11 protein-coding genes are annotated in these 12688 nt (G+C 67.6%); 5 read left to right on the top strand and 6 right to left on the bottom strand.

The genetic code is table 11. From position 1 onward, the window contains the following. Window positions 1-52 precede the first annotated feature (52 nt). Window positions 53-751 (top strand): response regulator transcription factor, encoded by a 699-nt coding sequence (locus tag ASD87_RS18815; RefSeq protein ID WP_056325018.1) that lies wholly within the window; start codon window positions 53-55, stop codon window positions 749-751. 39 nt (window positions 752-790) lie between these two features. On the opposite strand, the gene ASD87_RS18810 is transcribed toward ASD87_RS18815, so the two are convergent. The 3 genes from ASD87_RS18810 to ASD87_RS18800 all read right to left on the bottom strand — a co-directional run bounded on the left by ASD87_RS18810 (window position 791) and on the right by ASD87_RS18800 (window position 4951). Then, a complete protein-coding gene (locus ASD87_RS18810; RefSeq protein WP_082586353.1) occupies window positions 791-3259 on the bottom strand; it encodes a TonB-dependent receptor in 2469 nt (822 codons plus the stop codon). Between the two features lie 139 nt (window positions 3260-3398). Then, window positions 3399-4391: a FecR domain-containing protein gene (locus ASD87_RS18805; protein WP_056325017.1), complete on the bottom strand. Its 993-nt coding sequence runs from the start codon at window positions 4389-4391 to the stop codon at window positions 3399-3401. Next, a complete protein-coding gene (locus tag ASD87_RS18800) occupies window positions 4388-4951 on the bottom strand; it encodes a sigma-70 family RNA polymerase sigma factor (protein ID WP_369818571.1) in 564 nt (187 codons plus the stop codon). Before ASD87_RS18800 ends, ASD87_RS18805 begins: the two co-directional genes overlap by 4 nt. A gap of 162 nt (window positions 4952-5113) precedes the next feature. Here ASD87_RS18800 and ASD87_RS18795 point away from each other — a divergent pair, with 162 nt between their 5' ends. Both ASD87_RS18795 and ASD87_RS18790 read left to right on the top strand, forming a co-directional pair. Further along, window positions 5114-5989, top strand: a complete 876-nt coding sequence (locus tag ASD87_RS18795) for a LysR family transcriptional regulator (protein ID WP_056325015.1) — start codon at window positions 5114-5116, stop codon at window positions 5987-5989. A gap of 177 nt (window positions 5990-6166) precedes the next feature. Continuing rightward, complete coding sequence (locus ASD87_RS18790; protein ID WP_056325012.1) at window positions 6167-7471, top strand: YbfB/YjiJ family MFS transporter; 1305 nt, start codon at window positions 6167-6169, stop codon at window positions 7469-7471. A gap of 38 nt (window positions 7472-7509) precedes the next feature. Here the strand turns inward: ASD87_RS18790 and ASD87_RS18785 are convergent, their stop codons facing one another. The 3 genes from ASD87_RS18785 to ASD87_RS18775 form a co-directional block, all read right to left on the bottom strand. Beyond that, window positions 7510-8286 carry an SDR family oxidoreductase gene (locus ASD87_RS18785; protein WP_056325010.1) on the bottom strand — a complete coding sequence of 259 codons (777 nt, stop codon included), beginning with the start codon at window positions 8284-8286 and terminating at the stop codon, window positions 7510-7512. A gap of 61 nt (window positions 8287-8347) precedes the next feature. Then, on the bottom strand, window positions 8348-9262 hold the full coding sequence (locus ASD87_RS18780; RefSeq protein ID WP_056325008.1) for a 3-keto-5-aminohexanoate cleavage protein: 915 nt from the start codon (window positions 9260-9262) through the stop codon (window positions 8348-8350). Between the two features lie 9 nt (window positions 9263-9271). Continuing rightward, window positions 9272-10489 (bottom strand): ABC transporter substrate-binding protein, encoded by a 1218-nt coding sequence (locus tag ASD87_RS18775; protein ID WP_056325938.1) that lies wholly within the window; start codon window positions 10487-10489, stop codon window positions 9272-9274. 147 nt (window positions 10490-10636) lie between these two features. Here ASD87_RS18775 and ASD87_RS18770 point away from each other — a divergent pair, with 147 nt between their 5' ends. Next, entirely contained in the window at window positions 10637-11389 is a 753-nt protein-coding gene (locus tag ASD87_RS18770; RefSeq protein ID WP_223573155.1) for a Crp/Fnr family transcriptional regulator, read from the top strand. A 246-nt stretch (window positions 11390-11635) separates the two neighbouring features. After that, entirely contained in the window at window positions 11636-12598 is a 963-nt protein-coding gene (locus ASD87_RS18765; RefSeq protein ID WP_056325007.1) for a tripartite tricarboxylate transporter substrate binding protein, read from the top strand. The last annotated feature ends 90 nt before the right edge of the window (window positions 12599-12688 follow it).

Genomic DNA, 12688 nt, shown 5'->3' with positions numbered 1-12688 from the left:
TGCAACCCGGCAGATTACACCAGCCCTTCACGCTGCATTCCGCGGGCGCGACATGCCCGAAGTGATCCTGCTCGAAGACGAACCCGTGCTGCGCCAGGAGCTCGGCGAGTTCCTCGAAGAGTTGGGATACGCGCCGTCGTGCGTGTCCAGCCTGCAGGAATTCGACCAGCGCTTCGATCCCGGCCGCCACCATCTTGCCGTCATCGACATCGGCCTGCCGGACGGTTGCGGCCTGGACCTGATCCAGCGGCTGCGCCAGCAAGGCCAGCAGGTCGGCATCGTGGTTTTCAGTGCGCGCCAGACCGGCCGCGACCGGATTTCGGGCCTTGGCATGGGCGCCGATCACTACCTGGGCAAGGGCTGCGACCTGGACGAACTGGCCGCCACACTCGCCGCGCTGGTGCGCCGCCTGGGACTGCCCCAGCCGGGTCAGGATCAGCCGCTTCCCAGCTGGCTGCTGGAAATCGGCCCGCGCCGCCTGCACATTCCCGGCGCCGAGGCCATGCCGCTGTCGCAGCAGGACCTGACCGTGCTGCATGTCCTCATGAGCCAACCCGGCGAAAACATCAGCCGCCGTCAGATCGTCGAGGCGCTGGGCGCCGACTATCTGGAATACGACCAACGCCGGCTGGACACGCAAATGCGCCGGTTGCGCCGCCGCGTCGAAGCCCTGAGCGGGCAGACGCTGCCGGTCAAGACGCTGCGCAGCAGCGGCTACTGCTTTTATCAGTCAGCCCAGGTCAAAGGCTGACTGCCGGGCGGAACGTGGCCCGGCAACCGAAGGCCTGCCTCAGAACTCCGTGCTGACGGACAACAGCACCGTCAGCGGCGCGCCGACCGTCAGGCCCTCGCGCGCCGCCGACTGCCAGTAGTTCTTGTTCAGCACGTTCTCGACCATCGCGCGGACGACCACGGGCTTGCCGTTGGCGTTGAAGGCATAGCGCGCGCCCACGTCGAAACGCGTCCAGCCCGGGATCTCCTGCGTGTTGGCGACGTCGACGATCTGCGAGCTGGTGCGCAGCATGCGCGCCGTCAGTGTCAGGCCCGGCACGAACGGCGTGTCCCATTCGGCCGACGCGTTGAACTGCAGGCGCGGCACGGCGGGCGCGCGGTTGCCGTCGTTCACGCCGCCTTCCGTGCGCGTCAGGCGCGCATCCGTGTAGGCCACGCCGCCCAGCAGCCGCACGCCGCGGGTCGGCTCGCCCTGCACCAGGAATTCCAGGCCGCGATTGCGCTGCTTGCCGTCGGAGACGTAGCGCAGGGAGGCCGGATCCAGGTAGCTGCTGGGGCGCTCGATCTGGAACGCGCTGAGGGTGGTTTCGAACTGGCCGAAGTCGTACTTGGCGCCCACTTCGAACTGCTTGGAGATTTCCGGCGCAAACACTTCACCGGCGTTGACGGCCCCTTGGGGCGCGGTCCCGCCCTGGCTCAGCCCTTCGATGTAGTTGCCGTACAGCGACAGGCGCTCGGTAGGTTTGACGGTCAGCGCAAATGCCGGCGTGACGGCGGACTCGTTGTAGTTCGACGTCTGGCGGCCGCTCATCGCGTCAAAGTTGGTGGATTCCACGCGCTGGTGCCGCACGCCCGCGATGAACTGCACGCGGTCGTCAGCCAGGGAGATCGTATCGGCCAGCGCAATGCTGTACAGCCGCGAGTCGCTGACACGGGGCAGATCCGACGGTCGCGCGATGTTCGGTTTGGCAAGGTCGACGGGGTTATAGATGTTGGAGAACACCGTGCTGGACCGGATCCGCGCCGCCGAATAGTCGATATCCAGCACGCTGGCGCTCAGCGCCGGCTCGTGCTTGAGCGGGCCGGTCTGCACGCGGCCGCGCACGCCCACCTCGCCTGTCTTGCTGATCAGCGACTCGTTCAGGCGGGCCGGCACCGCGCCGATGTCGCCCGCTTCGTTCAGCATGAGCCAGCTGGTCTGCATGCTTTCAAAGTCATGCTTGCGCGCGCCCACCGCGCCGTAGACGGTCCAATCGGGCGACACGTCGTACTCGGCGCGCAGCGCGCCCGACCATTCCTTGGTTTTCCAGTAGGTCCACGACGGAAAGAAATTGCGGCGCGCGTCCGGCGCCCGGCCGATATCGACGCCTGAAGGCGGCGGGAACAGGAGGCCGCTGCGCGCATCGGTGGTGCGGTTCTGGTAGTTGATGTCGCCTTCCAGGCGCAGGCGCTCGCCCTGGTAGTCCAGGCCCAGCGCCACCGCGCCCAGGTCTTCCTTGGACCCGTCCATCGGCAGGTCGCCGCCGCTGCCCGCCACGTTCAGGCGCACGCCCCACTCCTGGCTCTCGCCATAGCGGCGCGACAGGTCGGCGTGCGCGCCGAACTGGCTGTCGCTGATGTAGGACACGGTAAAGCGGTTCAGCGGATCGGCGCCCGCGCGCTTGGGCACGAGGTTGATGGAACCGCCCACCGATCCATACGGCGCCATGCCGTTCAGCAGCGCATTGGGGCCGCGCAGCACTTCCACCCGCTCCACGCCAATCAGCGAGCTCGAATTGCGCGGCGACACGCCGTACAAGCCGTTGAACGATACGTCGTAGTTGAACAGCGTGAACCCGCGGATGTTGAACTCGTCGCGCCCTGCGCCGCGCGAATACGTGTTGCGAACGGTCGGGTCGTTGACCAGCACGTCGCCGATGTTCTGCGCTTGCTGGTCCTCGATCAGCTTGGCGGTGTACTGCGTCGCGCTGAACGGTGTACTCATGTCGTCGCGGTCGCCCAGGAGGCCCAGGCGCCCGCCCCGCGCCACCTGGCCGCCGGCGTAGACGGGCGGCAGGCCGCTGTACAGGCTTGACGCCGTCACGGTCACCGGTTCCAGCGTCGTGGCCTGCGCGGTGGGCAAAAGGCTCAGCCGGTACTGGTTCGGCGCCTCGCGCGTGGCGCGCAGTCCCGTCCCGGCCAGCGCCCGGTCCAGGGCCTCGTGGCTGGTATAGCGGCCCCGCACGCCGTTGCTCTGGCGGTCGGCCACCAGCGACGGCTGGGCGGCCAACAGAATGCCGGACTCGTTCGCCAGCCGCGTCAGCACCTGGTTCAGCGGCGCGGGCGCAATGTCGAAGGTAAAGAGATCGGCCACGCCTGCCGCGGCGGGCGCCGCCTGCGCATGGGCGGGCGGCCCCCAGACGGCGGACATGGCCATCGCCAGGGCCAGCGGCAAGCCCCAGGACGGGATTCGCCCGCGGCGGCGGGCCAGGGCGCGCGCGGGGGTCACGGGGAAGGCCGCGGCGGGGCAAGAATGACGGTGGGACATGACGGGACCAGTGCTCTCGTGCGTAGGGTTCGGGAAGTCAGAGCGGCGCGCCGGCCCCGCGGATGGCAGGGCGCGAGCGTCTCTTACTCTCCTTATTCGAACGAGCCGGCAAAACCCGGAACCGTTTCGCGAATTTTTTTCAGGCCCGCGCTTCGAGGCTGATCCACCAGGGCATCGTGCGGCGCACCTGGACAGGCAGCACCGAGGCCAGCATGTTCAGCGCGCGGTCCGTTTCGCGGATGGGATAGCTGCCAAAGACGTGCAGACCGGCAACGTCAGGCGCCACGGCCAGGTGGCCGAAGTGATACCGGCGCAATTCGGCCACCACGTCGGCCAGCGGCGTGTCGTCGGCCACCAGCACGCCGCGCGTCCAGGCCTCGCGCGCCGGATCCGCGGCCACGAACCCGTCCAGCGCGTTCGCGGTGAATCTCGCCTGCTGCCCCGCCGCCACGATGCCGCTGGCGCGGCTGGCCGCCGTGTCGATCCGAACGGCCCCTTCATGCACGGCGACTACCACGCCATCGTCCTCGCCGCGCACCGTGAAACGCGTGCCCAGCGCCTGCAGCCGCCCCTGGGCGGTGTCGACCACAAAGGGACGCAGGGGATCCTTGGCGGTATCGATCAACAGTTCGCCGGCAACCAGCTGCAACCGGCGCAGCGTGGCGCCATAGTCGACATCGAACGCGCTGAGCGCCTTCAACCAGACCTGGGTGCCGTCCTCAAGGGCGATCTGCCGGGTTTCGCCCAGTCCCGCCCGATGGTCCGCGCCCCAGGTCGAGGCGACAAGCGGCAGCGGCGTCTGCCGCCACGCCGTCCATCCCAGCCCCGCCATGCCCAGCGCGCCCGCCATTCCCAGCAGCAGTTGCCGGCGCGCGCGCGGCCGGGCCGCCGCGGCTTGCCCGAACGCCGTCACGGCGGCATCCCGGTCCGGACTGGATTGCAGGGGAGAAAAGCGGCGGCCGATGCGTTCGACGTAACCCCAGGCTTCACGGTGTTCTGCCGCGCGGTCGATCCATTGCTGCCATTGCTGGCGTTCGGCGGCCGACGCATCGCCCGACCGCAGCAGCGCATACCATTCGGCGGCCTGCTCCATCGCGCGATGGGAGGGCTCGCGCGCTTGCGCGGCGGTCATGGGGCCGCCACCTGCGGCATCGACGGCTCGCCCGCCATCCCCGCCGCCAGCCGCGCTTCCAGTTTCATGCAGCTCAGCATGGCCTGCGCGACATACTTGCGGACCATGCGCGAGGACACGCCCAGGACGTCGGCCACTTCCTGGTCGGTCATCTCGCACGCCACCGCCATCACGAAGGCGTGGGCGGTCTTGGGCGGCAGCCCGCGCAACATGGCATCGATCTCGCCCAGCGCCTGCAGCACCATGGCCTGGTCTTCGGCCGACGACACCGTGGGTTCCGGCCGCGCCGCCAGGGCGTCCAGCCAGGCCTGCTCCAGGTCGCGGCGGCGCCACAGGTCGATGCACATGCCGTTGGCCATCCGGCGCAGATAGGTCCTGGCATGCCGGGCGTTGTCGAACTTGCACGGGCGCGTCAAAAGGCGCACGAACGCGTCGTGCGCCAGGTCGGCGGCATCGGCCGCATTGCCCAGGCGCCAGTTCACCCAGGCCAGCAGCCAGCCGTGGTGATTGCCGTACAGGCTTTCGAAGTCCTGGGATGCCCCTTCCGATCCGCTCACGATCCCGCCCGCGACACCCTCCGCATTGACAATAATGCGAACGGTTATCAGTTAACAAAGCGCAGATTATGGACCGGGGCGGCGGGATTTGGCAACGGGGTTTGGGCGATAATTCCGCTGCCCAGACGGGCCTGGCGATGTCGGCGCACAGCCGCGAAGGAAGCAATGAACTGGGACGATGCGAGGATCTTTCTGGCGCTGCAACGAGAAGGAACGCTGCGACGCGCCGCGCGCGTGGCTGGCGTCGACCAGGCCACGATCGGACGGCGCATCGCCACACTGGAACACACCCTGGGCGCGACGCTGTTCCTGCGCAGTTCCTCCGGTTACACGCTGACGCCCACGGGCGAAAGCGTCCTGCGCGCCGCCGAGCGCATGGAGCAATTCGCCCATGACCTGGTACGGCAGGCCCAAGGCACCGACGGACGGCTCGAAGGCGAGGTCAAGGTCGCAACGACCGACTCGCTGGCCATGGAGTTCGTCATACCGGCCATCGCAGCGCTGCACGCGCAGCACCCCGCCGTGCGCGTCCGCTTGAGCGTGTCGACCCAGATGGCCAATCTTGCACGCCGAGAGGCCGACATCGCCATCCGCAACGTCAAGCCCGACAACCCGGATCTCGTCGCGCGCCAACTGGCGCGCTGGCCGGTGGGCCTGTACGCCAGCGAACAGTATCTGGAACACCGGGGCGCCCCGTCGGAAGGCGAGGGCCTGCAAGGACATGACCTGGTGTACTACCAGCCCTATCTCGAAAGCGGCCGTGCGCCCACCATCGTCGGCGAACCGGCCCAAGCCGGCTGCATCGTGGCCACAGCCAATTCCAGCCTGATGCTGCGTGCCATGATCGCCGACGGAATCGGCATCGGCGAACTGCCCGTGCCCATGGCCGAGCGCGGCGGACTCGTCCGCCTGTGGCCCGCGCGCGAACGCGCGGGCGGCTTCCCGGTGTGGCTGGTGACGCACCAGGACCTGAGGCACACGGCCCGGGTACGGGCATTCATCGACGCCGTGGCGAACCAGTTCGATCCGCCGCATCAATAGGCGGCGATTGCCGGCGTCCCAGCCCTGCGGCCGCCGCCCCCCAAAAGCCAGCGGCGGCGACCGCTGCATTTTTGCATTACTGATAATGAAAATTGCTGCGTGATCGCAGCACCAGGGCTACCTATACTTTTTCGCAGGCCGGTCGGTTTACCCGGCATTCGAAGCGTGAGGTTCCCCATGTCGCATCCATCCGCCGCCGCGCCCTCCGCGGCAACCCCTTCCTTGGCGGCGCCGCCCGGGACAGCAACCTTTGCCTGGCGATATGTTCTTGCCGGGTTCGCCGCCAGCCTGGCCAGCATCGGCCTGGCCCGCTTTGCCTACGCGCCGCTGGTGCCCGCGCTGATCCAGGCACACTGGTTCTCATCGTCCAGCGTGGTGTTCCTGAGCGCCGCCAACCTGACCGGCTACCTGATCGGTGCGCTCATCGGCCAGCCCTTGGCGCGACGCTCTTCCAGCACGCAGGTCCTGCGCGTCATGATGGCGCTCGTCACGCTGGCCTTCGCGGCGTGCAGCCTGCCGCTGTCGATCAGCTGGTTCTTCGGTTGGCGCCTTGCCTCGGGAATTGCGGGCGGCGCCATCATGGTCCTGGCCGCGGCGACGATCCTGCCGCACGTGCCGCCTGAACGGCGCGGCCTGGCAGGCGGCGCCATCTTCCTGGGCATCGGCGTCGGCATCGCAGGCTCCGGCACGGTGGTGCCCTGGCTGCTTGCCATAGGCCTGCAGGCGGCTTGGCTGGGTCTAGCCGCCATCTCTGCCGCGCTGACGTTGCTGACCTGGCACGCGTGGCCGGCGCATGGTCCCGCGTCGCGCCGGTTGGCGGACGCGGCGCCGGGCACACCGGTCACGGCCCGCCAGCGTTCCGATCATCGGGCCGGCGTGATCCTGCTGTTCGGCCAGTATGGGTTGATGGCAGTGGCGCTTGTCCCGGCCATGGTCTTTCTGGTTGACTTCGTCGAGCGCGGACTGGGCGCGGGCGCCGCGGCCGGCGCGCGCTTCTGGATTCTCTACGGCGTCGGCGCCATGATGGGGCCACCGCTCTATGGTTGGCTGGGCGATCGGCTTGGCCCGCGCCAAGCCCTACGCATCGTGCTGGCCGTGCAGGCAGTGGCGATGGGCGTTCTGAGCGTCAGCCACCATCCCGCAGGGCTGGGCGCCGCCGCGCTGGTGGCGGGTACTTTTCCTCCCGGCATCGTGCCGCTCGCGCTGGCGCGAATCCACGACCTGATTCCGCACGATGCCTTTGCGCAGAACCGGGCATGGAGCCGCGCAACGGTCAGTTTTGCCACTTTCCAGGCGCTGGCCGGCTACGGGTACTCGGCCGTGTTCAGCGCAAGCGGCGGACAGCACCGGACGATGTTCGCCATCGGCACGGCGGCGCTGGTCATCGCGGTACTGGCCGAAGCCGGCGCGGTAGAAAGGACGATTGTCCGGATGCTGCAAGGCCGCCGCAAGCCTAGCGGCCCCGCGCCTGACTGCCCCTGACACGCAACGCCCGGCGCTTGCCGGGCGCGCACCCAGCTTCACCCCAGATACTCCACGTTCCCGCACACGGAAATACTCTGCCCGCTGATCATCGCCCCTTGATCCGAACACAGGAACACCACCTGATTCGCCACGTCTTCCGGACGGGTCATGCGGCGCAGCGACACCTTTTCCACAAGCTGTTCGCGCATCACCTCGCGACTGACCCCGCCGGCCTCGGCGCGCGCCGCGATGATGCGCTCGACACGGTCGCCCGACACGACGCCCGGCAGCACGGAATTGACGCGGATGTTCGACGGCCCCAGTTCCATCGCCCAGGTCTGCGTCAGCCCGGCCAGCCCAAATTTGCTGGCGCTGTACGGCGAGCGCAGCGAAAACCCCAGCCGCCCCGCCACCGACGAGATGTTGACGATGGCGCCGCCGCCCGCGGCACGCAGCAGCGGCACCGCGCTGCGCGCGCACAGGAACGTGCCCGTCAGGTTGACGTCCAGCGTGTTGCGCCACGCGTCCAACGTGGTGTCCTCCAGACGGCTGGTCGGCCCGGATACGCCCGCATTGTTGACCAGCACATCCAATGCGCCCCACCGCGCGCCCAGCGCCTCGAACATCGCCAGCACCTGCGATTCGTCAGACACGTCCGTCCGGCTGGCGCTCAAGGCTGGCAGGTTTTCCCGCGCTGCCTGGAGCGACTGTTCGTCCACGTCGCAGATATGCACGTCGGCGCCCAGATCGAGGAACCTGCGCGCGATCGCCAGCCCGATGCCCTGCGCGCCCGCCGTGACCAGTACGCGGGCGCCTTTCAATGATTCGGTCATGTCCTGTCCCGATGATGAATGGCGGCGGCGCGGCCCTGCGCCGCGCCGCCTGACGGTTGCGTCAAAGCGCGAACTCCGGGCGGATGCCGCTTTTGAGCGGCAGGCCCATGATTTCGCGCGCCTCGGCGGGCGTGGCCGGCTCCATGTCCATTTCGCGGATGATGCGCACGATGCGCTCGGTCAGCTGCACATTGGTGGCCAGCTCGCCGTGCCGGTAGTACAGGTTGTCTTCCAGACCGACGCGCGCGTGGCCGCCCAGCAGCAACGCGCTGATGTTGGCCTCCAGTTGCGACGGCCCGATACCGCTGACGCAGAAGACGCTGTTCCTGGGCAGCAGGTCCACCATCATCTGCAGATGCCGCGGCGAAAACGGCATGGCGTTCTGGAAGTTGCGATGCACGTTCATGACCAGGTTGATGAAGTGCGGGCCTTCGTCCAGGTCTTCATTGATGAGCGTGGTCACGTCCTGCAGGATATGCGTGGGACTGAACACCTCCCACTCGGGCTTGATGCCGCGCGCCTTCATGCCGGCCGCCAGCTCGCGCCCCTTGCTGAGCGGCGTGTTCATCAGGTATTCGCGGTCGCCGAACGCCAGGTTCAGCGTGGTGGCGTCCAGCGTGCACATCTCGGCGCCCGCATCCATGCCCTTCAGACGCTCCTCCCACAGGATCTCCCACGTGCCGGGCGACGTCTCGGCCACCATGTCGCCGTGCACGCCGCCGCCGGTGGAGTTGTTCAGGACGATGTCGCACCGCTCCCGGATGAGCTGGTTCATCTTCCGGTACACGCCGGCATCGCACGTCGCCAGGTCATCCGCGCGCCGCGCATGCAGCGCCACGACGCTTGCCCCGGCGTTGTAGCACCGGTAGACATCCTCCGCGATCTCCGCGGGCTGCGTCGGCAGGTGCGGATTCTGGGTCTTCAAGGCCATGCCCCCCGTCGGGGCGATGGTCACGATCACTTTGCGTTTGGCCATGCCGTTCTCCTAGGATTTCCACAGCGCGCAGCGGCTTTCTGACTGCTTCGTGAAGGCCTCGTTGCCGTCGATGGCCTGCACCACCGTGAAGTAGTCCCAAGGCTCTTTCGACTGGTCCGGGCGCTTGACCTGCAGCAGGTACATGTCGTGCACGACGCGGCCATCGGGACGCACGACGCCGTCCTTGATGTAGATGTCGTTCAGCTTGTTTTCGCGCAGGTAAGCCAGCACCTTGTCCGCGTCGTCCGTGCCGGTTGCCTTGACCGCGCGCAGGTACTGCAACGCCGCCGAATAGTCGGCCGCCTGCAAGGACGACGGCATGGCCTGGCGGCGCTCGAAGAACTTGCGCGCCCAGGCGCGCGTTTCGTCCGACGCGTTCCAGTACCAGCTGTCGGTCAGGTACATGCCCTGCGCGGCCGGCAGGCCCATGGCGTGGATGTCGTTGATGAACATGATCATGCCCGCCAGCTTCATCGTCTTGGTGATGCCGAACTCGTTCGCGGCCTTGATCGAATTGGTCGCGTCCGCGCCGGCATTGGCCAGCGCCAGGATCTCCGCCTTGCTGCTTTGCGCCTGCAAGAGGAACGACGAGAAATCGCTGGCGGCCAGCGGATGCTTCACACTGCCCACGACCTTGCCGCCGCCCGCCTCGACGACCTTGGTGGTGTCGGCCTGCAGCGCGTGTCCAAAGGCGTAGTCGGCCGTCAGGAAGTACCAGCTCTTGCCGCCCGTCTTGACCACCGCCGCGCCGGTGCCGCGCGCCTGCGCGACAGTGTCGTACGCGTAGTTCAGCGTGTAGGGCGTGCACTGCTCGTTCGTCAGCGCGGGCGCGCCGGCGCCCACCACGATGATGGGTTTCTTCTTGTCGGCCGCCACCTTGGACATGGCCAGCGCCGTGCTGGAATTGGTGCCGCCGATCAGCATGTCCAGACCGCGCTGGTCGAACCATTCGCGCGCCTTGGCCGAGGCCACGTCGGCCTTGTTCTGGTGGTCTGCCGTCAACAGTTCGATCTTCTTGCCGTCGATCTGGCCGCCCATTTCCTCGATCGCCATCTTGATGGCCTCCGCGCCGCCGGGGCCGTCAGGGCCCGAGTAGACGCCGGACATATCGGTAATGAATCCGATGCGGATCACGTCGTCCGAAATTTGCGCCTGCGCGGCCGTGGCGGGCAGCAGCGTGGCGGACAGGGCGCCGGCGATGGCGGTGGCGGACAGCAGGCGTGGCATTGACAACATACCGGTCTCCTCTTATGGTTTTTGGCCCGTAGGCGTCAAACATTCTGCGGTCCGGCTGCCCTTGCGGACAGTCATCACGTTGACAAAGAATCCTAGGGTTTACCTGGGCCGCATCCCACCTCCAGACAGGGAACGAACATGCGCGAACCGCCTGCCCTGGCGGGCAACGACGTGTCGAACGCAAGCCGCCGGCCGGCGCGCAGCGCGGTCGACAAGATGCTCGACGTGGTGCCCTGGTACAAGGGCCTGCCGGAACTCGAGCGCGACGTGGTGCGCGCCGAGCTGCGAACGGTGTCCCTGGCGGCCGGCGAATACCTGTTTCGCGCGGGATCGCGGTCGCCCGGCTGGTATGGCGTGGTCGAAGGGCTGGTGAAGTGGTCGTCACCCGGCACCGACGGCCGCACGCTGTCGCTGGCCGGCTTCAGCACGGGCAGCTGGTTCGGCGAAGCCACCATGATCCGCCGCGAGCGCTTCGAATACGAAGTCGTTGCCCTGCGGCCCAGCCGGATCGTGATCCTGCCGCGCGACACCTGCGAACGCCTCTGGAACAACAACATCGAATTCACCAAGGCGCTGATGACGCACCTGGCGCAGCGGGTCAACTGGCTGATGGGCTGCTACACGGGCAACGTGCTGCTCGACGTCGACACCACCGTCGCGCGCGCCGTCGCCGCGCAGCTGGACGCCGAGGTCCATTCGGGAACGCAGGGCCGGCTGCGGATCTCGCAGGAAGAAATCGCCGGCCTGTGCGGCGTCTCGCGCCAACGCTGCAACGCCGCGCTGACCCGGCTGGCGCGCGAGGGTGTCCTGCAAACGCATTACGGCGGATTGACGGTGCTGGACAAGGAGGCGCTGTACCGGTGCGCAAAGATCAGCCGCGATCCGGCATAACGCCGGTCACGCGCGCCGCCGCCGCAAGAAGACGATGCCGCCGCAAGCCGCAATATTGCTGGCTTCGCAGAACAGTTCTGCAGATCGATGGGGTAATCGCCCGGTCCGATAAAAATTATCATCGGCTATGAGACAACCCCAGGCCGGACACTGATTCCGGCCGACCCAGCCGCCAGCGTCAAAACAGATGAACCGGCCCGCGGAAGGCACGGTCCCGCATGGCGGCGGGAACCTGGAGAGAGACAGATGCGCAAGCTCACGCGCCGCGGCTTCATCGCGGCCGGCACCCTCATGATGTTCGCCCGTCCGTTGCGGGCCGCGGCCAAGCCCGTGACCCTGATCGTGCCCTATGCAGCGGGCGGCCCCAACGACAATTTCGCGCGCCTGCTAGCCGAAGGCATGGGCGCCGAACTGGGCATCAACTTCATCGTCGAGAACAAGCCCGGCGCCAACGGCATCATCGGCGCCTCGCAGGTTGCGCGCGCGCCCGCCGACGGCAGCATGCTGCTCATGGGCGGTTCCGGCCCCCTATCCCTGAACATCCTGCTGCGCCCCAGCCTGAACTACAGCTTCGACAGCTTCAAATCCGTCGCCATGATGTTCGACGGTCCGCTCACGATCACCGTGCCCGCGAAGATGGGCGTCAATTCCCTGGCGGAACTGGTCGCCTATGCAAAACGCGAGAACCGCGCGCTTACCTACGGCTCGCTGGGCCCGGGCAGCGTCACCGACCTGTACGGGCTGATCATGTCCAAGACCCTGGGCATCCCGCTGACCGCCGTGCCTTACAAGAGCACGCCCACCAGCCTGATCGACCTCATCACCGGACGCAACGATCTTTCCTACATGACGCCCATCGCCCTGGCCGACCACCAGAAGGCCGGCGCGGTGAAGATCCTGGCGCTGACCACCGACCACCGCGATCCGGCGCTGCCGGAAGTGCCCTGCGTGACGGAACTGGGTTATCCCCAGCTGAAGGCCAGCTACTGGACCGCGCTGCATGCGCCCAAGGGCACCCCGGACGCGATCGTGCAGTCCTATTCGGCCGCCGCCATCAAGACCGTCCAATCCGAGAGCTTCCGCAAGCTGCTCGTGGCCAACGGCCAGACCGAGAAAGCCGGCGGCCCGCAGGCGCTGGAAGCCCAGCTGGAAGCCGACCGCCAGTACTGGGGCAAGGTCATCAAGGAAAACGGCATCGTCCTCGATTGAACCCGCGGGCGCTGGCGCAGCGCCCACGCATCCTTTTCCGCCATGCAAAAGCCCGCCAGATGGCGGGCTTGTCGTTCAGGCAAATGCGGT

This window comes from Achromobacter sp. Root170 (assembly GCF_001428165.1).
In the GTDB taxonomy this organism is placed as follows: domain Bacteria; phylum Pseudomonadota; class Gammaproteobacteria; order Burkholderiales; family Burkholderiaceae_B; genus Achromobacter; species Achromobacter mucicolens.
Note: the sequence above shows the minus strand (reverse complement) of the source record. Positions and strands in the feature narration are given on the sequence as shown.

Bases quoted from the DNA above. Each gene is read 5' to 3' on its own strand.
- ASD87_RS18805 (WP_056325017.1), bottom strand. From the start codon at position 4,391: ATGACCGCCGCGCAAGCGCGCGAGCCCTCCCATCGCGCGATGGAGCAG.
- ASD87_RS18785 (WP_056325010.1), bottom strand. From the start codon at position 8,286: ATGACCGAATCATTGAAAGGCGCCCGCGTACTGGTCACGGCGGGCGCG.
- ASD87_RS18775 (WP_056325938.1), bottom strand. From the start codon at position 10,489: ATGCCACGCCTGCTGTCCGCCACCGCCATCGCCGGCGCCCTGTCCGCC.
- ASD87_RS18770 (WP_223573155.1), top strand. From the start codon at position 10,637: ATGCGCGAACCGCCTGCCCTGGCGGGCAACGACGTGTCGAACGCAAGC.
- ASD87_RS18780 (WP_056325008.1), bottom strand. From the start codon at position 9,262: ATGGCCAAACGCAAAGTGATCGTGACCATCGCCCCGACGGGGGGCATG.
- ASD87_RS18765 (WP_056325007.1), top strand. From the start codon at position 11,636: ATGCGCAAGCTCACGCGCCGCGGCTTCATCGCGGCCGGCACCCTCATG.
- ASD87_RS18795 (WP_056325015.1), top strand. From the start codon at position 5,114: ATGAACTGGGACGATGCGAGGATCTTTCTGGCGCTGCAACGAGAAGGA.
- ASD87_RS18810 (WP_082586353.1), bottom strand. From the start codon at position 3,259: ATGTCCCACCGTCATTCTTGCCCCGCCGCGGCCTTCCCCGTGACCCCC.
- ASD87_RS18815 (WP_056325018.1), top strand. From the start codon at position 53: ATGCCCGAAGTGATCCTGCTCGAAGACGAACCCGTGCTGCGCCAGGAG.
- ASD87_RS18790 (WP_056325012.1), top strand. From the start codon at position 6,167: ATGTCGCATCCATCCGCCGCCGCGCCCTCCGCGGCAACCCCTTCCTTG.